The 22,501-nt window shown below is 60.5% G+C and carries 19 protein-coding genes and 3 tRNA genes; 12 read left to right on the forward strand and 10 right to left on the reverse strand.

Going from position 1 to position 22,501, the window contains the following annotated elements; all coding sequences use genetic code 11:
- Nucleotides 1-7: 7 nt before the first annotated feature.
- Both folE and ftsH read right to left on the reverse strand, forming a co-directional pair.
- Nucleotides 8-592, reverse strand: coding sequence for a GTP cyclohydrolase I FolE (gene folE / locus ESZ53_RS07845; RefSeq protein WP_129072316.1), 585 nt, complete (start codon nucleotides 590-592; stop codon nucleotides 8-10).
- A gap of 6 nt (nucleotides 593-598) precedes the next feature.
- Nucleotides 599-2,599, reverse strand: a complete 2,001-nt coding sequence (gene ftsH, locus ESZ53_RS07850; protein ID WP_129072317.1) for an ATP-dependent zinc metalloprotease FtsH — start codon at nucleotides 2,597-2,599, stop codon at nucleotides 599-601.
- Nucleotides 2,600-2,719: 120 nt separating this feature from the next.
- On the opposite strand from ftsH, the gene ESZ53_RS14335 reads away from it, so the two are divergent.
- From ESZ53_RS14335 to ESZ53_RS14470, 4 genes are all read left to right on the forward strand, one after another.
- Nucleotides 2,720-2,980 (forward strand): hypothetical protein, encoded by a 261-nt coding sequence (locus tag ESZ53_RS14335; protein ID WP_129072318.1) that lies wholly within the window; start codon nucleotides 2,720-2,722, stop codon nucleotides 2,978-2,980.
- Nucleotides 2,981-3,381: 401 nt separating this feature from the next.
- On the forward strand, nucleotides 3,382-4,575 hold the full coding sequence (locus ESZ53_RS07860; RefSeq protein ID WP_168187203.1) for a tetratricopeptide repeat protein: 1,194 nt from the start codon (nucleotides 3,382-3,384) through the stop codon (nucleotides 4,573-4,575).
- Nucleotides 4,572-5,756 (forward strand): MFS transporter, encoded by a 1,185-nt coding sequence (locus ESZ53_RS07865; protein ID WP_129072320.1) that lies wholly within the window; start codon nucleotides 4,572-4,574, stop codon nucleotides 5,754-5,756. Before ESZ53_RS07860 ends, ESZ53_RS07865 begins: the two co-directional genes overlap by 4 nt.
- A gap of 894 nt (nucleotides 5,757-6,650) precedes the next feature.
- The gene (locus ESZ53_RS14470) at nucleotides 6,651-7,448 is read left to right on the forward strand and encodes a S9 family peptidase (RefSeq protein ID WP_246837430.1); all 798 of its coding nucleotides are present in this window, start codon (nucleotides 6,651-6,653) and stop codon (nucleotides 7,446-7,448) included.
- A gap of 11 nt (nucleotides 7,449-7,459) precedes the next feature.
- On the opposite strand, the gene ESZ53_RS07875 is transcribed toward ESZ53_RS14470, so the two are convergent.
- The 3 genes from ESZ53_RS07875 to tilS are packed head-to-tail and all read right to left on the reverse strand — an operon-like array spanning nucleotide 7,460 to nucleotide 10,467.
- On the reverse strand, nucleotides 7,460-8,893 hold the full coding sequence (locus ESZ53_RS07875) for a serine hydrolase (RefSeq protein WP_129072322.1): 1,434 nt from the start codon (nucleotides 8,891-8,893) through the stop codon (nucleotides 7,460-7,462).
- Nucleotides 8,894-8,903: 10 nt separating this feature from the next.
- Nucleotides 8,904-9,455 carry a hypoxanthine phosphoribosyltransferase gene (gene hpt, locus ESZ53_RS07880; RefSeq protein ID WP_129072323.1) on the reverse strand — a complete coding sequence of 184 codons (552 nt, stop codon included), beginning with the start codon at nucleotides 9,453-9,455 and terminating at the stop codon, nucleotides 8,904-8,906.
- Entirely contained in the window at nucleotides 9,445-10,467 is a 1,023-nt protein-coding gene (gene tilS / locus ESZ53_RS07885; protein WP_129072324.1) for a tRNA lysidine(34) synthetase TilS, read from the reverse strand. Before tilS ends, hpt begins: the two co-directional genes overlap by 11 nt.
- Before the next feature lie 48 nt (nucleotides 10,468-10,515).
- Here tilS and ESZ53_RS07890 point away from each other — a divergent pair, with 48 nt between their 5' ends.
- Nucleotides 10,516-11,007, forward strand: coding sequence for an inorganic diphosphatase (locus ESZ53_RS07890; protein ID WP_129072325.1), 492 nt, complete (start codon nucleotides 10,516-10,518; stop codon nucleotides 11,005-11,007).
- 104 nt (nucleotides 11,008-11,111) lie between these two features.
- Here ESZ53_RS07890 and ESZ53_RS07895 read toward each other — a convergent pair whose 3' ends face one another.
- The 3 genes from ESZ53_RS07895 to ESZ53_RS07905 form a co-directional block, all read right to left on the reverse strand.
- Nucleotides 11,112-11,930: an SDR family NAD(P)-dependent oxidoreductase gene (locus ESZ53_RS07895; protein ID WP_129072326.1), complete on the reverse strand. Its 819-nt coding sequence runs from the start codon at nucleotides 11,928-11,930 to the stop codon at nucleotides 11,112-11,114.
- Nucleotides 11,931-11,981: 51 nt separating this feature from the next.
- The gene (locus ESZ53_RS07900; protein ID WP_246837252.1) at nucleotides 11,982-13,259 is read right to left on the reverse strand and encodes a M23 family metallopeptidase; all 1,278 of its coding nucleotides are present in this window, start codon (nucleotides 13,257-13,259) and stop codon (nucleotides 11,982-11,984) included.
- A gap of 276 nt (nucleotides 13,260-13,535) precedes the next feature.
- The gene (locus tag ESZ53_RS07905) at nucleotides 13,536-14,756 is read right to left on the reverse strand and encodes a M23 family metallopeptidase (protein WP_246837253.1); all 1,221 of its coding nucleotides are present in this window, start codon (nucleotides 14,754-14,756) and stop codon (nucleotides 13,536-13,538) included.
- A gap of 310 nt (nucleotides 14,757-15,066) precedes the next feature.
- Between ESZ53_RS07905 and ESZ53_RS07910 the strand changes: the two genes are divergently transcribed.
- The 3 genes from ESZ53_RS07910 (at nucleotide 15,067) to ESZ53_RS07920 (ending at nucleotide 15,391) form a co-directional block, all read left to right on the forward strand.
- Nucleotides 15,067-15,142: transfer RNA gene (locus ESZ53_RS07910), tRNA-Glu, on the forward strand.
- A 24-nt stretch (nucleotides 15,143-15,166) separates the two neighbouring features.
- A tRNA-Asp gene (locus tag ESZ53_RS07915) sits at nucleotides 15,167-15,240 on the forward strand.
- A 78-nt stretch (nucleotides 15,241-15,318) separates the two neighbouring features.
- A tRNA-Phe gene (locus ESZ53_RS07920) sits at nucleotides 15,319-15,391 on the forward strand.
- Nucleotides 15,392-15,496: 105 nt separating this feature from the next.
- Here ESZ53_RS07920 and ESZ53_RS07925 read toward each other — a convergent pair.
- On the reverse strand, nucleotides 15,497-16,363 hold the full coding sequence (locus ESZ53_RS07925; protein WP_129072329.1) for a neutral zinc metallopeptidase: 867 nt from the start codon (nucleotides 16,361-16,363) through the stop codon (nucleotides 15,497-15,499).
- Nucleotides 16,364-16,492: 129 nt separating this feature from the next.
- Here ESZ53_RS07925 and ESZ53_RS07930 point away from each other — a divergent pair, with 129 nt between their 5' ends.
- From ESZ53_RS07930 to ESZ53_RS07940, 4 genes are all read left to right on the forward strand, one after another.
- On the forward strand, nucleotides 16,493-17,506 hold the full coding sequence (locus ESZ53_RS07930) for a formylglycine-generating enzyme family protein (protein WP_246837254.1): 1,014 nt from the start codon (nucleotides 16,493-16,495) through the stop codon (nucleotides 17,504-17,506).
- Nucleotides 17,507-17,534: 28 nt separating this feature from the next.
- A complete protein-coding gene (locus ESZ53_RS14530) occupies nucleotides 17,535-17,666 on the forward strand; it encodes a hypothetical protein (RefSeq protein WP_256386339.1) in 132 nt (43 codons plus the stop codon).
- Nucleotides 17,667-17,806: 140 nt separating this feature from the next.
- Complete coding sequence (locus ESZ53_RS07935; RefSeq protein WP_129072330.1) at nucleotides 17,807-18,604, forward strand: tryptophan-rich sensory protein; 798 nt, start codon at nucleotides 17,807-17,809, stop codon at nucleotides 18,602-18,604.
- The gene (locus tag ESZ53_RS07940; RefSeq protein WP_129072331.1) at nucleotides 18,601-20,223 is read left to right on the forward strand and encodes a DHA2 family efflux MFS transporter permease subunit; all 1,623 of its coding nucleotides are present in this window, start codon (nucleotides 18,601-18,603) and stop codon (nucleotides 20,221-20,223) included. Before ESZ53_RS07935 ends, ESZ53_RS07940 begins: the two co-directional genes overlap by 4 nt.
- Before the next feature lie 115 nt (nucleotides 20,224-20,338).
- On the opposite strand, the gene ESZ53_RS07945 is transcribed toward ESZ53_RS07940, so the two are convergent.
- Nucleotides 20,339-22,462: an acyl-CoA dehydrogenase gene (locus tag ESZ53_RS07945; protein WP_129072332.1), complete on the reverse strand. Its 2,124-nt coding sequence runs from the start codon at nucleotides 22,460-22,462 to the stop codon at nucleotides 20,339-20,341.
- Between the last annotated feature and the right edge of the window lie 39 nt (nucleotides 22,463-22,501).

Genomic DNA, 22,501 nt, shown 5'->3' on the forward strand with positions numbered 1-22,501 from the left:
AGGGTTTCTACGCATCGCCACCTCGGCCGATGAGCGCCATCACTTCAGCGCGTTCCACTGGATCGCTAAGAACCCCACGAGACGCCAAGGTCACCGTGGAGCTGGCGGTCTGGCGGGGGCCGCGAGCCGAAACGCAGCCGTGAACAGCATCAACAACAACGAGCACTCCACGCGGCGACAGCCCCGTGTTGATCGCGTCGGTGATCTCTTCGGTCAGTCGCTCCTGCAGTTGCGCGCGCGCGGCAATCGTCTCGACGACCCGCGCAATATTGCCCAGGCCGATGATGCGTTCGTCTGGAACGTAGGCAACATGGGCGACGCCCAAGAACGGCAACAGGTGATGCTCACACATGGACCGAAATTCGATGTCACGCACGAGAACCAGCTCGCCCGTCTGATCCGCCTTAGCGGTGAACTCGATGCTGTCGGAGAGGTGCACGAGAGGGTCGATCGTGTTGCCTGCGAAGAACTCGGAGTACGCCTCGGCGACCCGACGCGGGGTGGCGGTGAGGCCTGCCCGCTTCGGGTCTTCGCCGACGGCATCAAGAATCTCGGCTACCGCAGCTTCAATGCGTGCGAGGTCGATCGACATGGTGCCCTAGGCCGTTGCTACCCCGGGCGACTTGCGTGGCCGTGGGGTGCGTGCCGGCTTCGAAGGGGTGCTTTCGTCGCTGTCGCTTGCGTCAGCCTTCGGCACCTTCTTCTTGGGAACCTTGATGGGAGGCAACTGCGACACCGGGCGCGCGTCGCTCGAGAGCCACTGGGGACGCTCGGGAAGCTTGGCGATTCCCTTGAAGATCTTGTCGAGCTCCACGTGGTCGAGAGTCTCTTTCTCCATCAACTCGAGGGCGATCTTGTCGAGCACCTTGCGGTTCTCGTTGAGCATCTGCCATGCCTCGTCGTGAGCCTTATCGATCAGCAGTCGAACTTCTTCGTCAATGATCTTGGCGAGCTCGTCGGAGTATTCGCGGCTCGAGCTCATGTCGCGACCCATGAAGGGTTCGCTCGAGGCGCTGCCCAACTTCACGGAACCGACTCGGGCACTCATGCCGTATTCGGTGACCATGCGGCGCGCAATCGAGGTGGCCTTTTCGATGTCGTTGGATGCCCCGGTCGTCGGGTCGTGGAACACGATTTCTTCCGCAACCCGGCCACCCATCGCGTAGGCGAGCTGATCGAGCAGCTCGTTGCGCGACACGGAGTACTTGTCTTCGAGCGGCATCACCATCGTGTAGCCGAGGGCACGTCCGCGAGGAAGAATGGTGATCTTCGTGACGGGGTCGCTGTTGCGCATGGAGGCAGCAGCCACCGCGTGACCACCCTCGTGGTACGCCGTGACCAGCTTCTCTTTGTCGTTCATGAGGCGCGAACGGCGCTGCGGGCCGGCCATGACACGGTCAACCGCCTCGTCGAGGGCACGGTTGTCGATGAGCTGCGCGTTGGAGCGCGCGGTCAGCAACGCTGCTTCGTTGAGCACGTTCGCCAGGTCAGCACCGGTGAAGCCGGGTGTCTTGCGAGCGAGCACTTCGAGGTCAACGCCCTCGGCCATGGGCTTGCCCTTGGCGTGCACTTCGAGAATCTGCTTGCGACCGATCTTGTCGGGAGCATCCACACCAATTTGACGGTCGAAACGACCAGGGCGCAGAAGCGCGGGGTCGAGAACGTCAGGGCGGTTCGTTGCGGCGATGAGGATTACGTTGGCGTTCACGTCGAAGCCATCCATCTCGACCAGCAACTGGTTGAGAGTCTGCTCGCGCTCATCGTTACCGCCACCGATTCCGGCACCACGGTGACGACCAACAGCATCGATCTCGTCGATGAAGATGATTGCGGGAGCATTCTGCTTGGCCTGCTCGAAGAGGTCGCGAACACGGCTTGCACCGACACCCACGAACATTTCAACGAAGTCTGAACCAGAGATTGTGTAGAACGGCACTCCAGCTTCACCCGCGGTGGCCTTGGCCAGCAGGGTCTTACCGGTTCCGGGAGGGCCGTACAGCAGTACGCCCTTCGGGATGCGGGCGCCAACAGCCAAGAACTTGGCCGGTTCTTTCAGGAAGTCTTTGATTTCTTCGAGCTCTTCGATGGCCTCGTCAGCACCAGCGACATCCGCAAAAGTGGCCTGCGGGGTGTCTTTACCCACGAGCTTGGCCTTCGACTTGCCGAACTGCATAACCTTGCCACCGCCACCCTGCATGCGGCTGAAGATGAAGAAGAAGATGATGCCGATGATGAGGAACGGCAGCATGATCGAGAGGAAGGAAACGAAGAAGTTCTCCTGCGGAACCTGGTCGTTGAACTCCTTGACGTCGGCGCCGTTGACAGCAGAAACGATCTCGGTGCCACGCGGTGCTACGTAGTAGAACTGCACCTTCGTGCCGTTGTCGCCGTCGGCTTTGGAGAGCTCGAGGTCAACACGCTGCTCACCGTCAATGATGGTGGCTGATGACACCGTCGATCCCTGAAGAAGGTCGAGGCCCTCTTGAGTGGTGATCTCTTTGTAGCCCTCGCCGAGGAGAAGGCTCGCGGCGATCGAGACGGCGGCGATACCGATGATGATGTACGGAACGGGGCCGCGGAAAATGCGCTTAAAATCCATGATGTTCCGGGTCGGGTGACCCAGTGCCTCTCTCTGAAGAAACGTGCTGCAAGGTTACCGGTATCGCGCTGCAAGCGGACTGCGTGTTTTCCCTCGGCGTAATGCCTGCTGGGCTCCGCTGTGGTTGTCGCGGTTGCGGCGACCACAGTGATCGCACAGACGCACCCTCGCGAACCAAAACAAAGCCGTTCCCGCGAAGCATCTGAATTGTGGAAAACTCAAAACACTTCGCGCTCGGTTGTCTACTTTAAATTCAGGCCAGCAAACCGCTGTCCAATTCGGATAAACGACAAGGAGCCTGAAATGGAACTCAAGGTTGAAGAACCCCAAGAAGAAAAGATCGACTTCGCTGTTCTCTACGGTGGCAAAGTAGCCCTTTAAAGTGATCCTGAGCGGGCGCGGGCGATCCGTTCGCGCCCGCTCTGAAAGGCAGCGTTAGTTTGCTTACAATTTCAGCTCACAACCGAACTCCGATCTCCTACAGCGTGGTGAAAGTTATTCTGACCCACTACGGAATCAGCGGAGATAGCACCGATTGGCTAATGCAACACGGTCTTCGAGTGTTAAGACCTCTAGACCAGGAACTAGCCGAGCGAGTTCGCTCAGGAGCAGCGAGCCTCACCGACGCGGCCACGCCTGATCACCAGATCAGATTCTTTCAACAGCAGCGAGCGACAAGAAGCTATTTCAAGATCGCCGAACGGATATCACGGGATTCAGGCCATATCTCTGTGCGCGTTTCTAGCGCGCTCGAGCTCGACGACGGAAGCCGCGAGTTTCTAATGACAGCCAGCAAAGTTGCTGGCTGGTCGGTTCAACTTGAAGTCGGAGTCGTTGATGGTGCACTTAGCCATGTGCCGAGCAGAGAGGAGCAAGAGCTCCTTGAGGCCCTGAAACTTCCCAAAGTTTCGGAAAACGCAGACTACGTGTACCAGCAGGCATTCGAATACATCAACGCTGGAGACGCTTGGACTGCGCAGAAGTTGGGAACATCCCTTCAAGAAGTCGAACAATCGTCGCGCGTCTGGAATTTACTCGCCCTAGCCAATGCGATGCTAGGGCAGACGCTCAATGCAGAGCACTATTACGATAGATGGAGCCGGTCAGGCGACGTTATGGATTTCGTCCGCGCAAAGTATGGAACTGCCATGCTTTACGCACGGCATCACCCCTCAGGTCTGAGAGATCTCGAAACCAGCGCCACTCTGCTCGACGAGGCATATGACGCTCTTCACCAGCTGAATTCTGGGCGGCGAAATGGCGACGACGTAATCTTTGATGAGGTATTCAACCGAAACGGCTACGCGCTAATCCTATTCCGACGGGGGAAAGTCGAAGAGTCGATCCGGTTGTTGCGTTGGGGCATCGATACGCTTAGCGGGACAACTGAAAACATCGCGATCCACCGAACTGTGCTGATCTACAATCTCGCACAATGCTTCACCCAGCTCGAGGACTTCGACTCGGCGCTACGAACATACGAAGAACTGATCGGCGTCGACCCCCACATGCCCGAGTACCGGCTGGAAATGGCGAAGTGCTTCGCGCGAATAGGAGATCTTGACGCTGCAATATTCCAATGCAACACGGCAGTAGAATCCGACGAGACTCTCGCTGCAGCATGGGCCCAGTTAGGTGTATATGAAGGCCGAAAGGGTGAGCACGATAAAGCCGTGCTGGCGTTTCGAAGAGCCCACTCTATAAATCCAGAATCGCCGGTGCATCTAACCAACGTGGTGTACAACCTCATTCTGGCCGGCGAGCACGAGAAAGCGCTGAGCGAAATAGTGTCGTGGGACATCCACTCGCTCGCCCAGCCTGAGGTTGAGCGGCGCGTATCCCTCGCCGCGGAGGTCTTTTTGAGTAAAAACAATGTTACGAAAGCGCTCGCAATACTTACGCAGGGGCTCAAATTGTTCCCCAATTCTATTTACCTCGCGCAAAATTACGACATAATCGTGAGCACTAAGCCGTGAACGTCGACCTGCGCGTGCAGTTGAGCTTTTTCACTGCACTTTTCGCCGCCGGCATGTGGATGTCGAAGGTCGCGCAACCGCTCTATTTTGAACGCCTGGATTCGCTTCTAGCGTTTGGGGTCGGGTACGCGGTTATGGCGGTTGTTGGCGGACTGTCATTCGCGTGGGGTGCGCTAGCCGATCGAATTGGGGGGTTACGCGCTGTCAAGATAGGCACACTTATCTACGGGGTGGGCATCGCTGGGCGGCTTCTCACCGACCTTGTGCCCGTAGTCATCTTCTCCGCCATAGCTGGTTTGGGGGCTTCGCTAGTTCTGGTCGCGATCAGACCCTGGGTTCGAAGCAACGCTACCGATGATGAGCTTCCTCGGATAGTCGGGGCGCGAAACCTTGGGAATCAAATCGGCGTGGTGACGGGAACAGCCGGGGCTGCCGTTATCTTCAGCATGATCGACAGCCGCATTGACGGGCCTGCGACAGCGCTGTGGGTCGCGCCTGGACTCATCGCGCTCGCGCTGTTGTGGCTCACTTTAATGCCGCAGACAAGACTTAACCCACCCCGCCTGAGTACCCGGGGCGTCAGGGATGCACCACGAATTTCGAGCTTCCGCTCAATCGGATTCCGTCTCGCCATAATCGGGCTCATCTCTGGTTTCTATGTAAGTCTGGTGGCCCCCTATGCGCCTCTAATCCTGACGGAAGGTGGAGCCTCAGCAGCTCAAGCCGCTATCGTTCTAGCGCTTCTTAGCGGGGCGCAAATATTAGTCTCGTGGGCACTTTCACGATGGGGCTCACACAGCCGACCGTTCAGACTGTTTGCGCTTGCGGAGGTAAGCGCAGGAGCATTGGCGATTCTCTTAGGACTGAGTTTCGGACTTGGACTCTTCTGGGTCGCCCTTGTTTTTGTGCTCCGTGCAGCATTGATAGCGCTCGCGGTCGCATGCGAAGAAACGATCCAGTATGCAGTGATCCCCGCACACGCCACAGGGTTAATTTTCGGAATCTCTCAGGCTGCTTTTCTTGTCGGCGATGCGGTCGGAGGGGCGCTCGGGGCGCCTCTCTGGCTGGCAACAGGCCCAGAAGGGCTCTTGCTGACTGCGGGTTGCGCAACCCTTCTTAACGCGGTCCTGCTCCCCGTTCTGTTGAGCAAGCTCAAGACGCCTCAAGCGCCGTCGAAATAACCGATGCCTGTCGAATCGATCTTCGAAGAGGACCATCTTCGCCCGGTATTCGCTGATGAGAGTGGCTTTGTCTTTTTCAGCTCCCTCGATGGAAAGCTGTACCGAGCATCCCGCTCGACTTCTATGCGCGCTCGCTACTTTGAGTTCAAGCTTACGCCGGGGCTCGCACACTACTGCGTTCCAGGTACACCTTTCGTATACGGGGTTTTGCATACGAGGACCGCTATAACGATCACCAAGAGTGTTCTCGCCGCTTCGACGATCAGGAATGTCGACACGTGGGCTCACCAAGGTTTTCCGTCGACGGAGTTCGATATAAGAGCGTTTGTCCCAGATGCCTCAACGCAGACCATTCAGATTTTGCTCAAGCCCATCTCAGACCCTAATCAGTGCGTCTTCGTCGATCTGAACTCAGGGCAGGGAAAATCTCTACAGATGGGCGAGGCCATCCCAAAGTGTGTCCTGTCCGACGGAACGTTTATCTGCGAGTTGCCCAACAACCGATGGGCTGCCTTCGACTCTGCTGGTGGTTACCTCCATGGAGGGGACGGAAAGGTAAGTCACCCAACGACAAGCTTCGCAGTCATTAGGCAGTCTTCAAAGCAGGGTAGCCAGTTTTTCCTAGCTCGAGCTGAGGGCACCTTGAAGCTGTCTCTTCCCTCGTCGTGGTCAATAGTTGATGTTGGCGCGTCTGATCTTGAAGTATTCGCGTACGCCATACACGCGCGACTTGGCCAGTCCGTATTTCGCGCTAAGCCCGATACGTTGGATTTTGATCACTGGATCTCTCCTTGTGGTACAGCGCAGATCTTCTCCATTGGTGCCACCCAAACTCCAGTTCTGCGGCTTACTGGACTGAACATTGGATCGAGCTGGATTAGCGGCCCGCAGAAAATGTGCGGAGTCGCCGCGCCTAGATCCGACATCAAGGTCGAGTACATATCAATCGCAGGCGTCCCCTGCGTACGGGTCAGCAGGTCAGGGGTGAGATGCAAAAACCTAGTTGTGTCATTCCATGGTGGCCCTGACAGCCATGAGCTCGACGACTTAAGGTACAGCGGCGCGTATAGGGAGTGGCTTGACCGAAACGTCGATGTGCTAATTATCAACTATCCGGGATCACTAGGTTTCGGGGACGCATTTCAGACGTCCGCATGGGGTTCGTGGAGGCAGTCCGTCGAGACTGTCTCCCGCGCTATTCGTCATGCAATTGCGCGGCACCGCTATGAATCTGTCGTGGCGTTCGGCGTTAGCTTTGGTGCTTGGGTTGCAGCACAGCTAGGCGACCTCGAGGCTGTGAAGCGAGTGGTAGTCATGTCCCCGATTCTCAGCCTGACCGAGCACATCGAGCGTCACAGCCCGCACAATGAAGAGTTTTCTACGTGGGCATCCGAAAGATTCGGAGCCGACGATCTGGGTATCTCCTTGCCGTCGAATCGCTCGCACAAAGGCGCAGCACCGGTGTTCGTTTTGGCGGCAACGAATGACGAGATCGTGTCCCCCGGTTCGACGAAATCGGTCGCGGATCGAGCAACGGATCGTGGCCACCAATGGCAAATGACCGAGGTTCCAGGTAGGCACTACCCAGCAAGTACCGCTGATGCCGCGAAACGTTGGATGGTTTTGAAAGAACTAATGACTCAAATTCCGACCAAAACGGCTCAATCTAGAAGACCAATCAGCGACGTCTGACGCTCGCTGAGTTAGTGATTTTCTGTCGTGACCGTGAAGGTCTGAATGCGCGGTGGAAGCTCCGGGCTCATCAAGATGTGGCACTTGATGCGACCGCGTTCGCCGTCGATCGTCCAGTTGGTCACGGCAGGAGTGTCGCTGAGCGTGCGCGGTACTTCGGTCAGAGGCGCACCGGTGAGCGGCCCCACCTCAGCAATCGCTTTCGCAATGCCAGCGATGCGCTCTTCCCACGGAACATCGAGCGCGAGGTTGACGGCGGCAAGCGCATCCGCGGTGGGGGTATCCCACTCGCGAACGAGGCCATCAAACACGTCGCGAGCGGCCAGAGTTTCGGGCCAAGCCGGAGCTGGCGTCATCAGCTCGCCGTACGCATTCAACGCAGCCTGCAAAGCCTGAGTTGCCGGGATCGAGGATGCCGCAAACGTGCCATTCTCGAACGCCACAATGCCGAGGCCGGTTGGGGCGTGCCAGCGCATGTGGGCACTCACTCCGGGGTACCCGCCCGAGTGCGACACGATCTTCGTCGTGCCCTCATCGATGAACAGGCCGTAGCCATAACCGTGGGCTGTCGGTTCGGAAAACTCGGCAGCCTTCGACATGCCCTCGGGCACGGCGCGCTGAATCTGTTGGAGTTCGCGGCGGCTGGCAGCAGACAAGGGGCCGTCGGAGGTGTCTTCGGGGTCGAGGGCACCGGCGAGCCACAGCGACCAGCGCACCAGGTCGGTCGCGCTGGAAAACAAACCGCCCATGGAAGAAAAGACTCCGGGCCCGGTGAACGGCTGAACCTGCCACTGCCCATTGGCGAGCCGGTAGCCGAGGGCGACATCGGCATCCGGGTCCTCCTCGAAGCGGGTCGAGGTGAGGCCAAGGGGTTCGAGAATTTCGGCAGCAACGGCCTCGATGTAGGGGCGGCCCGTAATCTCGGCGATGACTTCACCCAGCAGGGCATAGCCGAGGTTCGAGTACTCAAAGCGAGTGCCTGGCGTACTCGAATAGCGGATGCCCGTCGCCATGAACTCGTCGAGTTCGGCCCGCGTCATTTCCTCGACGCGGTCGCCCCACGGGTTATCGGTCGGGAACCCCGCCGACATCGTCATGAGCTGACGGATGCTGGGCGTCACGGGAGCAGCCGCTGGCTCAAGCGGCGTGAACGCCGGAACAAAGTCAGTGATCGGCGCATCAAGGGTGAGCTGACCGCGGTCGCGCAGCATGAGCAACATCGTGCACGTGAAGCTCTTGGTGCACGACGCAATGCGGAACACCGTGTCGCGGTCGGGAGCGTTGCCCTCGCCGAGGACCTTCTCGCCGTAGCCGCCCTCCAGCACGATGCCATCGGGTCCAAAGACCGCGAAGAATGATGCTGGAGCCTTCTGTTCCGCTACTCGATTCTCAAAAAGACCAACGATCTCGTCGGTCGCCTGATCAATGGCTGCCTGCGCCCGCATTCAGCCGGCCCTACGCGTAAACGTGGGGAGCGAGCACTGCGATTCCGCGAAGGTTGCGGTACTTCTCGGCGAAGTCGAGGCCATAGCCGACCACGAAGGCGTTGGGGATGTCGAAACCGACGTACTTGACGTCAACCTCGACCTTGGCGGCATCCGGCTTGCGCAGCAGGGTGCAGATCTCTACCGAGGCAGCGCCGCGGCTGCGCAGGTTGCCGAGCAACCAGGAGAGCGTAAGGCCCGAATCGATGATGTCTTCGACGATAAGAACCTTGCGGCCTTCGAGGTCACTGTCGAGGTCTTTGAGGATGCGAACGACACCCGAGGACTGCGTGCCGGCACCGTACGAGGAGACGGCCATCCAGTCCATCTCGATCGGTAGAGCCAATTCGCGAGCCAGGTCGGCCATCACCATGACAGCACCGCGAAGCACGCCAACCAGCAGCACCTTCTCGCCGGCGTAGTCGATCTCGATCTGACGCGCCATCACGGCGATCTTCTCGTGGATCTCTTCCTGGGTCAGAAGGACCTCGCTGAGGTCTCCTTCGACATCGCTAAACTGCATCGCGTTCCTCACTGTGGGCCGAAAAGTGGAGAAGGTTCTCTCGTCGTTCAACCCTAACGCCGGGAACGTCGATCGGTCCCTGCCCCCTCCAGTCGGTGACCAGCCTCGCGATCTCCAGAGTGTGCGTTCGGCTCAGCGATACATGGAACTCGCTGGCCACCGCCAACCTAATCAAACGCTGGCGAAGAGCGGCAGGATTAGCGGCAAGCGCGCGCACCGGCAACGAGATTCCGGCCTCCGAAATCTCGGCCAAATCTTCGGCCATTTCTTCCGCAAAATGATCGAGAGCCTCGGCATCTTCGCGCGCTTGGTCGGCCGTGCGCACCAAAGCGTCGCGGATGCCGGGCCCCAGTTCACGTTCGAGCAGCGGCAATACGGTCTGCCGCACCCGCACTCGCGTGTACGAGGTGTCGAGGTTGTGCGGGTCATTCCACGCCACGATTCCGGAGTCTTCGCAGCACTGAACGGTCGTGGTTCGCGCGATGGCGAGTAGCGGCCGCAAGTATTGGCCGGTATCAGCTGCCATCCCCTTGAGGCTGCCCGCTCCGCTGCCGCGGGCAAGACCGAGCAACACTGTTTCGGCCTGATCGTCGAGGGTGTGGCCGAGCAGCACGCGGATGGCGCCGTGCTCGGCGGCGGCAGCGGCAAGCGCCGCGTAGCGCGCGTCGCGGGCAGCGGACTCGGGGCCTCCGGCGTCACCAACGAGTACCGAGCGGATGTCGACGGGATCGAGCCCAAGGTCGCGCGACTTCTGCGCGGCGGCGGCTGCGACATCCGCTGACCCGTCTTGAAGGTTGTGATTCACGATCACGGCCCCCGCTCGCATCCCCGCCCTGGACGCTTCAAAAGCCGTTGCCGCCGCCAGAGCCAGCGAATCGGGGCCACCGCTGAGGGCGACAAGAACGAGAGGTTCTGAGTCTGCGGGCACCGGCAGCGAGCCCAGCGCGGTGCGCACTGCACGCCGAACATCAGCAATTGCGGGCGTAAGACGGGGGCGCCGTTCGGAGTGCATCCAGTAACGTTATTGCAGCAACCCCATAATTTTCTTAGGAGCAGCTCTATGGCCGCATACGACGTTGTCGTTGAGATTCCGCGCGGAAGCCGGAACAAGTACGAAGTTGACCACGAAACTGGTCGCGTATTTCTCGACCGTTTTCTCTTCACGACCTTCGCTTATCCCACCGACTACGGTTTCTTCGAGAACACTCTCGGCCTCGACGGCGACCCCGTTGACGCGCTGATTCTGCTCGATGCCCCCACCTTCCCCGGTGTTGGCATCTCGGTTCGCCCGGTTGCCGTACTCAACATGAGCGACGACGGCGGCATCGACTCCAAGGTCATCTGCGTTCAGGCCAAGGACCCGCGCTGGTCGCACATTCAGGACATCAACGATGTTCCCGAATTCACGCGCAAAGAGATCGAGCACTTCTTCGAGCACTACAAAGACCTCGAGCCCGGCAAGTGGGTCAAGATCGACGGTTGGGGCGACGCCGCCGAAGCAGAGGCCATCGTTCAGGCCGGCTTCGAGAAGCTCAAGGCCGAAGGCCACTAAGCAGCACTCAACACTCCTCGCGCGCGCTGCTCACGTACCGCACGCGTCACCCCGATGGCGGATGCTCAGGCATTCGCCATCGGCGTTTAACCGGGCTGAGCGGCTCAGCGCCCGGTGAACTCATCCATTGAGTTGTAGACCTTGAAGACTCGGCCGGCCACGAAGTCCCACGCCCGAGTGGGCAGGAGGCCTTTGAGCCCGCGAGCGAGCCCTACCGTCCACGGCTTCATAAGCAGGGGCTTGCCGCGCAGCATGGCCGCCCACGCCGCCGAGGTTGCAATTTCGGGAGTCATGATCGGGGTCCAGAGCGGTCCTCGGACTCCGGCGAACATTCCGGTGCTGATGTAGCTGGGCGCAAACGTGGTCACCGCGATCTGCGCATGCCCCGCTTTGATGAGCTCAAGCCGTAGCGAATCGCTCCAGCCGATCATGGCCCACTTGGATGCCGCGTAGACGCTCATGTTCGGATTCGAGAGAGTTCCCGCCGCTGACGCAATGTTCAGGATGCGGCTGGGCGCTCCGCCCTCGATCATCGCTGGCAGCAACTCGCGCGAGAGGTACATGGCCGCAAGCGTGTTGATCTGCATGGTCGCTTCGATGTCGCGTACAGCGTCGTGCTGCCAGAAGTAGCCGCTGCGCACGATGCCCGCGTTGTTGATGAGCACGTGCGGGGTCCCGACTTCAGCGCGGATGCGTTCGGCGACAGTCTCGATCGCGGTGCGAGACGAGAGATCGACGACGTAGCTCGTGATTGAGCCGCCCGCAGCGCTCAGAGCGGCGGCTGCGACATCCAGAGCCGTAGCGTCGACGTCGAGCAACACGACCTTAGCCGCACCCTCAGCAACCGCTCGCTGAGCATAGATCTCGCCCATGCCGCGGGCAGCACCCGTGATCACGACAACGAGTCCGGCAACTGAGTGCATGGCGTGCTCCCTCTGCCCGAGACTCCGTTGCCTCAAGCGTGTGCTCAGACTTTAGCCGAGGCCAACGCCCTTACCTGACATGAATGACACGGGGTTCGTGGTGTCCCACCCGTTGGGGCGAACCTCAAAGTGCAAGTGGCAGCCGGTGGAGTTTCCGGTGGTTCCAACCTCGGCGATCTTGGCTCCCGCTGACACACTTTGGCCATACGAAACCTTGATGCCGCCGGGGGCGATGTGACCGTAGGCGGTACGAACGCCGCCAGCGTGCTCGAGGATGATGTAGTTTCCGTAGCCGCCGTTCCAGCCATAACCGGCGTACACAACTTTGCCGCTGGATGCCGCGTAAATGTTCGCGTAGCAGCCTGCGCCGATGTCCGTGCCCTTGTGGAAGCTGGAACCGTAGTTCGAGCTGTAGCCGTAGACCGACGTGATGTAGCCGTAAGCCGGCTTAGTCCAGCCATTGGAGCTCGAGGATCCGGAACCTGAACTCGAGCCTCCGCTTGAGCCGCTGCTTGAGCCACTGCTTGAGCCACTGCTTGAGCTAGCAGCCGCCGCGGCAGCCGCCGCAGCCCGATCAGCTTTAGCCTGTGCGGCGGCCTTAGCCGCGGCAGCCTTTTCGGCTGCGATGCGCTCTTCTTCACGCTTCTTCACACCGGCCTGGTAGTCGGCTTCGGTGGTCACCCGCTCTGAGGTGAGAGCGGCGAGTTGGGCGTCAAATTCAATCTTGCGTTCTTGTTGTTCGGCGACGGCAACTTCAGCTGCAGCTGCGGCCGCTTGCGCTTCTTCGAATGCCTTTTCGGCGGCAATCTTCAAAACTTCGAGCTCTGCCCGTGCCACTTCTGCGGCATCCGACAGCGACTGAGCCGTGTTTCGCGCCTGCACTGCACGATCGAACAGTGCCGAGGTCTGCTGTGAGATTTTGGATGACATGCCCAAGTTGTAGAGCAGAGCGTCTGCATCTTGAGAATTAGCAAGCAGGTTGGTCGTGACGTCTCCGCCGCCCGCACGAACGAGTCGCGAAGCTAGCTCGCCGATCCGTTTCTCAGCTTCTTCGGCTTCTGTATCGGCCTCATCCGCCTGATCTTGCAGGGTATCGGTCTGAGCAGACTTGGCTTGGTACTTGGTGTCGGCCTCTTGCCAAACGTTGCCCTTGTCTTCGGCATCTTTTTGAGCAGCAGCGGCCTGCGATTCGAGCTCGATCAGTGCCGCTTTGATGCGGTTGACAACTTCCTGAGTCGCCGCTTCGTTATTGCGAGCTTCGGTGACATCGCTCCAGGTGGGGTAGTCATCGGCGAAGGCAGCTTGGCTGGTTCCGGCAACGACACTCACGCCTACGACGAGGCTAAGCGCGGCGGTAAAACCGATTAAACGAAAAGTAAGTGAGCGAAGCGTGAGCTTTGCTGCGGTCCCCCGACGCGCATGCATGACCTTCAATTGTTCCCCTAAGGCTTGTTCAGTGCGGACCAATGGCCATTAGTCACACGAATAACATTGACCACACTAACAACACGCGGCCCAAAAGTCTCAACCTTTTGATGAACCTAGTGGTCACCTATGACCCGCCTATGGCCCGCCTGCGGCCCACCTCAACGCCCGGGCCCCAATTTAGCCGAGACGAATGCCTTCATTCGACATGAACGGTACGGGGTTGGTGGTGTTCCAACTTTGCGGGCGAACCTCGAAGTGAAGATGGCATCCGGTGGAATTTCCGGTGGTACCCACGTTGGCGATCTTGGTTCCGACCGCCACGCTTTGGCCGTAGGACACGTGGATGCCGCCATCGACGATGTGACCGTACGCTGTTCGAACGCCGCCAGCGTGCTCCAAAATGATGTAGTTTCCGTAGCCGCCGTTCCAGCCGTAGCCGGCGTAAACGACCGTTCCGCTCGAAGCTGCGTAAATACCAGCGCCACAACCAGCACCAATATCGGTTCCCTTATGAAAGCTGGAACCGTAGTTCGAGCTATAGCCGTAGACCGACGTGATGTATCCCGCGGCGGGGCGAGCCCAACCGCTCAAGCTAATTTCACCAGCGTCAAGGTTAGGAACGTTAGCCGCTGCCGCAGCTTTTGCGCGGGCGGCCTCACGCTTGCGCACGCCCTCCAAATAGCTAGCTTCGGTCGCCTCGCGAGCAGAAGTCAGCGCGGCGAGCTGAGCCTCGAACTCAATCTCGCGCTCTTGTTGCTCCGCCAGAGCGGTGGCCGCGGCCTGAGCTGCGGCCTGGGCTTCAATGAAGGCCTCCTCCGCAGCGATCTTGAGAACTTCAAGTTCAGCGCGAGCAACTTCAGTGGCGTCGCTCAGCGACTGAGCCGTATTGCGTGCCTGAACGGCCCGGTCGAAGAGAGAGGACGTCTGCTGCGAAATCTTTGACGACATCCCCAAGTTGTAGAGCAGCGTCTCTGCGTCTTGAGCGTTGGTCAAGAGATTGGTCGTCACGTCGCCACCGCCGGCACGCACGAGGCGCACGGCGATCTCGCCGATGCGCGTCTCTGCTTCGTCGGCTTCGATGCTGGCGGCATCCGCCTGTTCTTGCAGGGTTTCAGTTTGAGATGCTTTGGCCTGATATTTCGTATCGGCCTCTTGCCAGATGTTGCCTTTTTCTTCGGCCACCTTCTGGGCAGCCGCGGCATCGGCTTCGAGCTTGACGAGAGCAGCCTTTATGCGCTCCACAATCTTTTTAGTGGCGGCCTCGTCGTCACGAGCCTCGGTGACATCACCCCACGTGGGGTAGTCATCGGCGAACGCTGCCTGGCTAGTGCCCGCGACAACGCTCACGCCTATGACAAGGCTGAGCGCGGCAGTGAACCCGAAAATCCGGAGAACCACGGAACGAAGACTGCGTTGGGCGGCGATCCCTCGACTCGAATGCATGACCTTCATCAGTCCTCTCAGGGGTGGCGGGCTTCGGTGAAACGCGATCAGCCGCGCGGAGAAAATACCTCACGGTGACCTCAGCCGACCCTCAAACCTCAACCTCTCATCGAACGTAGTATCCGGCGCCTCAAAAGTCGGGTACATTTAAGCCTGTTGGAAAAAGCGCTTCGAGAAATATCAGGCAGTTTGCTTCTCAGTTTGGTAAATCACGAAACGCACCGTATGCTTTTCCCTCGGTAGCTAAGAAGTTCTGTGACTTCGAGGCCCCATCGTTTAGTGGCCTAGGACACCGCCCTTTCACGGCGGCAGCACGGGTTCGAATCCCGTTGGGGTCACCAGACACACACAGAATTTAATAGCTTGGCCCTGTAGCGCAGTTGGTTAGCGCGCCGCCCTGTCACGGCGGAGGTCGCCGGTTCAAGTCCGGTCAGGGTCGCAAACAGAAAGCCTCTTCGCAAGGAGGGGCTTTTTCTGTAGCAAGGGGAAGCTCTTGCGAGTAGGAGGAAACTCTTACGGCTCTGTAGCTCAGTTGGTAGAGCGCACGACTGAAAATCGTGAGGTCACGGGATCGACGCCCGTCGGAGCCACTTGACCCTTTCCCGGGCTTCTACCGGGCGAGGGTCATTTTTTTGCCCTCGTGCTTGCAGCCAGTTCCGACGGGGAAGCCTGCACTGCACTCCCCCGGCCGAAACTTACGGCGTCGCGACCTCGAAGAGGTTGCAGGCGCGCGGCCCACCCTCGAGTCCGGTCGTGAACCACTGCTGGCGCTTATCGCTCGAGCCGTGCGTCCACGTTTCCGGAGTTACTTGCCCCTGCGTTGACTCCTGGATGCGATCGTCGCCGATCGCCGACGCAGCGCTGAGAGCATCCGCAATTTGGGCATCCGTCACCGGATCGAGAAAGACAACCCCGTCGTCATTCTTAATCGTGGATGCCGCCCCCACCCACGCACCGGCGAAGCAGTCAGCCTGCAGTTCGAGGCGAACCGAATCAGACGAGGGGCCGGTCGCTTGACGATCAATCCCCTCCATGATTCCAGTGGAGTTCTGGATGTGGTGCGCCCACTCGTGCGCGACTACGTACATTTCGGCGAGGGGACCGCCGGTCGCGCCGAAACGGGTGCGTAGGTCATCGTAAAACGCGGTGTCGAGGTAGATTTTCTCGTCAGGCGGGCAATAGAACGGGCCGCTCGCGCTCGTCGCACTGCCGCATCCGGTGGTCGTCTGGTCGGTGAACAGCACGACATTGGTGGTGCGGTAACCGTCAACTTCACCGGCCCAGTAGGTGTCGAGCGAATCCGTGGCCCCCGCGATGCGGCAATCGATGCTGTCGTTTGCCGCCCCGGCAGTCTCGCACTCCGAAAGCGATTGCCCCTGTTGCTGCTCGCTGCCGGTGCTACCGCCACCAGCGAGGCCCGTGAGGTCGATCCCGAGAAACTGGGACGCGATGAATAGTCCCACCACGAGGAGGGCGCTGCCGCCACCGATTGCGACGCCCTTGCCCGGGCCACGGCGAGAGACTCGGTCGGAATTGATGCGAGCGTTGTCGTTGAAAGTCACAGGCTGATTTTACTCCCGGCGCCGACATCCGGCATCAGGTGCTGGGCACCAACATTAGAGGTCCACCCCAACCGCACTGCGGCTGAGCTACTCAACTACGCAGCCACCTCGCGGGCGTAGGCTGGAACGATGGATGACGTGACGACAGGGGGCTGCGGCGATAACTGCGCCTGCACACCTCAGCGCAACGCGGCGGCGCCGCTCGGCATGCCGCTCTCCGCCCCTCCCGCAGCTTCTGCCGATAGTGGATCGGCGACATTAACGGCAGCGTCCGGTGATCACCGCGTCGAGCAGGCCACGATTCCCGCGGGCACCTTCGTGATGGGCGACTCCTCGGGCGACCGCAACGCCGCCGACGGCGAAGTGCCGCAGCATCCGATCTCTCTCGAAGCTTTTTCGATCGACGTCACGACCGTGACTAACGACGACTTTGCACGCTTCGTGGATGCCACGGGCTACCTCACCGAGGCAGAAACCTTTGGCTATTCGGCGGTATTCCATCTCGCTGTTGCCGCCCCCGACGAGGACATCGTCGGTCGCGCAGCGGGAGCGCCGTGGTGGTTTGGCGTGAACGGGGCCGACTGGAAGCGCCCGGGCGGGCGCAACTCTTCGGTCGAGGGCTTGGGCGATCATCCGGCCGTGCACATCAGTTTCACCGATGCCGAAGCGTATTGCGCGTGGGCGGGGCGACGGCTACCCACCGAAGCTGAGTGGGAGTACGCCTCGCGCGGTGGCCTCGACCAGACCAAATATCCGTGGGGCGACGAAGAGATGGATGCCGGCGGCTGGCGCACCAATATCTTTCAGGGTGACTTTCCGCGCACCAACACCCTCGATGACGGATACCTCACTACTGCGCCCGTGCGCACCTTCGAACCCAACGGCTACGGACTCTTCCAAACGGTGGGCAACGTGTGGGAGTGGTGCTCTGACTGGTACGACGCGAACTATTACGCGACGCTCACCACCGACTCCCCCACCCTCAATCCCGCCGGCCCCAGCAACGGCTCCGTTCGCGTTCTCCGCGGCGGCAGCTATCTCTGCCACATCTCGTATTGCAATCGCTACCGCAACTCGGCTCGCTCACAGAACACGCCTGACTCGTCGATGGGCAACGCGGGGTTCCGCACCGTATCGCTCTAGCCAGAGGGCACTGCGGTAGCATCGAAGCATGAACTTCATCTCCGTCGTCACCGTTCTGGGCAAGGCTGTTCTCGTTGTTATCGGCGTGATCGTCATCGTTACCGGCGCCGTTTTGCTCGTGAACCTTGCGGTGCCCAGCTTGCTTGGCGGCTTCGCGTAACAATCGCGTCGGGTCGCACGGCCCACTGTCACGATTCGTGCCGTCGCACATAGCTTTTGAGCGCCGTGCCTATTTCAGCGATTCTTCGGTTAACTCCGCTTCAAGAGTTCTAGGCTGGCAGCAAGCCTAAGGAGAACGTCATGCGCGAATCTAAAGATGTAGTCCGCCAGATCACGGTTGCGGCGAGCGCGACCTTTGCCCTCATCGGGGCCTTCGTGGGCTCCGGCGCTTATGGCGGCACCCCTGTTGAAGAAGTTGCGGGCGGTGCACTGAGCGCCGACGCCACCGTCATCGCCCCGGCCGGCTCCGCGTTCACCATCTGGAGCATCATCTACCTCGGTCTCGTTGCGTACGCCGTTTGGCAGATGCTGCCGAAACAGACCAACACCGAACTGCACCGTCGCGTGGGGTACTGGGTTGCTGCCTCTCTGGTGTTGAATGCGGCCTGGATTCTCTCTATCCAGTTCGACATGCTCGCCCTCAGCGTTCCCGTGATTATCCTTCTGCTCGTTGTGCTCGTCCGGGCATACCTGATCACCGTCAAGCTGCCCGCCGCCGGAGCGATCGACGCCATCATCACAGACGGCACCATCGGTCTCTACCTTGGCTGGGTCTGCGTCGCGACCGCAGCCAACATCGCCGCGTGGCTCACCGCCATCGGGTTTACTGGCTTCGGCGTCTCGCAAGACGTGTGGGGCGTCGCTGTTGTCTTCGTCGCCGGCGCCGTCGGTATCGCCCTCGCCGCCCGTGGCCGCGCGCACTTTGCGCCATCTCTTTCGCTGAGCTGGGGGCTCGCGTGGGTTGCCGTCGGACGCCTCACCGGAGACCTCATCTCGCAGCCAACCGCGGTCGCCGCTATCGTCGCTCTCGTCGCGGTGCTCGCCAGTGCCGCGGTATTCACCGCCGCACGCCTTAAGGCTGAACAGACCGTCCGATGAACGAGCGTCGCGCCTCCCGCAAGCGCTGGCTAGGGCTTCTGTTCATCAGCATTGCGGTGGCGTTGATCATCGTCGACTCGACAATCGTCAACGTGGCGATCCCGTCGGTCGTCGAAGATCTCGATCTCAATTCCACGCAGGTGCAGTGGGTGCAGGAGAGCTACACGCTCGTCTTCGCCGCTCTGCTGCTCGTGTTCGGCACGCTGGCTGATCGCTATGGCCGCCGTCGCGTTCTCCTCATTGGCGTTATCGTCTTTGCTCTCTCCTCGATCCTGGCGGCCAACGCTGCCAGCGGAGAACTGCTGATCGCTTCGCGACTCGTGCAGGGCATCGGTGGGGCGATGATCCTCCCCTCGTCGCTCTCGATCATCAACGCCACTTTCCGCGGTCGGGAACGTGCCATCGCCTTCGCCGTCTGGGGTTCCACGATCGGCGGAATGGCGGCCGTTGGCCCTCTACTGGGCGGCTGGCTCACGACCTATTACTCGTGGCGCTGGGCGTTCGGCATCAACGTGCCCCTCGGCATCATCATCGTCATCGGCGTGCTGATCTATGCGACCGAGTCGAAAGAGCCTTCCGCCCAGCGACGAGTGGATGTCGTGGGCGCGGTTCTCTCCGTCGTTCTGTTCGCGTCGCTCGTCTTCGCTCTCATTGAGGGCCGCAGCTACGGCTGGTTCCTCAGCGATACCCCTCCCGACTTCTGGACGCTGGATGTCTCCCCCATCCCATTCGCATTCGCTCTCGCTCTCGTGAGCGGTGTGGTGTTTGTGCGCTGGGGATTCGCTCGCGAACGTGCCGGCAAATCGACCATGCTGGCTTTCGGTTTGCTCAAGATTCCGTCGTTCCGCAACGGAAACATCGCTGCGATGATTGTCGCCCTCGGAGAATTCGGCATCATCCTCTCGCTGCCACTGTGGCTGCAAAACGTGCTCGGCTACGACGCTCTGCAGACAGGTCTCGTCATCCTCGCTCTGGCTATCGGCTCATTTGTCGCGAGCGGTTTCGCAGGAGCCTTCGGCAACAAGGTCACTCCCGTGACGATTGTTCGGTTCGGAATCGGTGCCGAAATCATCGGCATCCTGCTCGTGGCACTTGTTCTGAGCCCCGACGCCGTCTGGTGGCACATAGCCCCCGGCCTGTTCATCTACGGCTTTGGTGTCGGGCTCGCCACCGCCCAGCTCACGAGCGTGGTGCTCAAGGATGTTCCGCTCAGCCAGTCCGGTCAAGGTTCGGGAACCCAAAGCACCGCCCGCCAGATCGGCTCCGCACTGGGCATCGCGATTCTCGGCACCGTGCTCTTCTCGAGCCTCGGCACCGGGCTCGATGCCAAGCTCGCCGAGCGCGCCGATATTCCCGCAGAGGCACGTAGCCAGATCGTCGACCTCGTCGTCGACTCCGCGGGCACCGGCATCAGTGCCCTCGATGCTCAGTCTCCGGATGCCGCAGCCGACGCTCGTCAGGCCTTCACCGACTCGACACGGTACTCCGCGCTCGCGGCTGCCGGATTCCTGGCGTTCGGGTTCCTCGCCAGTCTGCGCCTCGACAGCGGACGTCGCGGCGACGACGACGCCGAAGGCACGGCAGCAGACGAGAGTTCAGCGACCACGAGCGACGCCTAGCAACTGGCTCGCACCAGCAACCGACTCACCCAGCAACTAGCTCGGCGTGTAGCGCGCGCAGAAAAGGCTGGTTGCCCGCACGATGCGGGCAACCAGCCTTTTTTAGTGCAGGCGCTTAGCGGCGCTTCTTCTGCTTCAAATCTTTCTCGTGCACGGGCTCTTCGCCAGACGCGCGGCGCGCGGCGTAGTAGTCGCGAGCCTCGTTCTGGCGCTTGGCTTCGATGCCGGAGGCAATCGGTGCGCGCACCAGCTCGTCGGTCAGACCGAACGCGGCTACGAGATCCAGAGCCTGCGGACGCAGACGCGGCAGCAGACGGTCATCGATGTAGTCGGTGATGGCTTGAGCGCGGTTCGTGGAGATGCGACCGTGCATGAGGTACCACGAAAGGTTTTTCTCGATGAGAGTGAAGCCGAAGAGGTCACGCAACCAGGTCATGACCTGAGCGGTGTCCTTGTCTTCGATCTTCTCGATGGCGCGAGTGAACGCCTCCCACTGCAGCAGCTCGCCATGCGCGTACGCGGTCAAGATGAGCTGGTTCTGGTGACTATTGAAGAGAGCGGCAGCCTCGGCCTTCGGAAGCTTGCTGGCCGGACGCAACTTGCCCGCGACATCCGCGACCATCGTTTCGACACGATCGGTGAGCAGCTGGCGCTGCGAGTCGGTATCGCGAACGTAGCCGATCGAGCGGGCGGTGGAACCGAAGTCCACCACGTTCTGCGCAAAGCGGCGAAGACCTGTGCGGTTGACGGCGGCCTCGTTGACCTGGTCGGCAACGTAGTGGGCCATCGCGCCAGCATCCGCCCCCGCAAACTTGCGCGAGTAATCGGTGAGCAGGCGCTTAGCAACGAGCTGAAGCAGCACGTTGTTGTCGCCCTCGAAGGTGGCATAAACGTCGAGGTCGGCGCGCATCTGCGTGAGTCGGTTTTCGGCCATGAAGCCCGAACCGCCGCAGGCCTCGCGGGCCTCTTGCAGGGTATCGAGCGCAGCCCACGTGCTGAGCGGCTTGAGCGCCGCCGCGATCGTTTCGAGGTCTTGACGATCGGCATCGGTGTCGGAGCGACCCGAGAAAACGCCATCGAACTTGTCGAGGAACTCCTCGTGCGCGAACGACATCGCGTAGGTCTGCGCCAGGCGCGGCAACAGGCGACGCTGGTGACGCTGGTAGTCCAGAATCACTTCTTCGTTCGTGTTGCTGGATGCCGTGAACTGGCGGCGCTCCGAACCGTATTTGATGGCGATGTTCAGGGCCAGCTTGCTCGCGAGCACTGCGGCACCATCGAGCGAAACGCGGCCCTGAACGAGCGTGCCGAGCATCGTGAAGAAGCGACGGCCGGGGCTGTCGATGTCGGAGGTGTAGTCACCGTTCTCGTCGACATTGCCGTAGCGGTTGAGGAGGTTGGTGCGGGGAACGCGAACGTGATCGAAGTGGAGGCGACCATTGTCGATCCCGTTCAGGCCGCCCTTGAGACCGTCATCTTCAGTCGAGATTCCGGGAAGCGTGCCGTTGTCATCGCGCAGCGGAACATAGAACGCATGCACGCCGTGGTTGACGTCCTTGGTAATGAGCTGGGCGAAGACAGTTGCTGCCTTGCCATGAAGCGCTGCGTTACCGAGATATTCCTTCCACGCCGCGCGGAACGGAGTGTTGATGACGAACTCATCAGTGTCGGCGTCGTAGGTCGCCGTCGTGGCGATGCTCGCGACATCCGAACCGTGACCGATCTCGGTCATCGCGAAGGCGCCGGGAGTCTTGAGGCTCATGATGTCGGGCAGCCACTTGTCGTGGTGTTCCTTCGTGCCGAGGTGAACGACGGCGGAGCCAAAGAGCCCCCATTGCACGCCCGACTTGATCTGCAGCGACGGGTCAGCAAGAACGGTCTCTTCGAACGCGGCGATGTTGCCGCCGTGGTTGTCGTTGCCGCCTAGTTCAACCGGGAACGCCCGGTGAACCGCTTTGTTATCGACAAGCAGCGAAAGCTGGTGCAGAACACGCTCGCGGTGGTCTTGCATCGAGAGGCCATCGACGCGATGGAACTCAGGCTTCGACATCAGTGCGCGGGACTCTTTACGTTCCTTCGCCCACTTGCCGAGGAGGTACTCACCCAGCCATTCGACGTTGATGGCGGGAACGGCAGCGGCGTTTGCGGCAGCCGCAGTGCTGGAGGTCGCGGCGTCGTCGGCGGGGGTGGATGACTCCGGCGCCGACTCGGTCGCCGTGTGGTTGTGAACCTGGGTCATGGCTATCTCGATTCGTGAAAGTGCGGTAACCACAACGTA

It is taken from the genome of Salinibacterium sp. UTAS2018 (assembly GCF_004118935.1).
GTDB lineage: Bacteria > Actinomycetota > Actinomycetes > Actinomycetales > Microbacteriaceae > Rhodoglobus.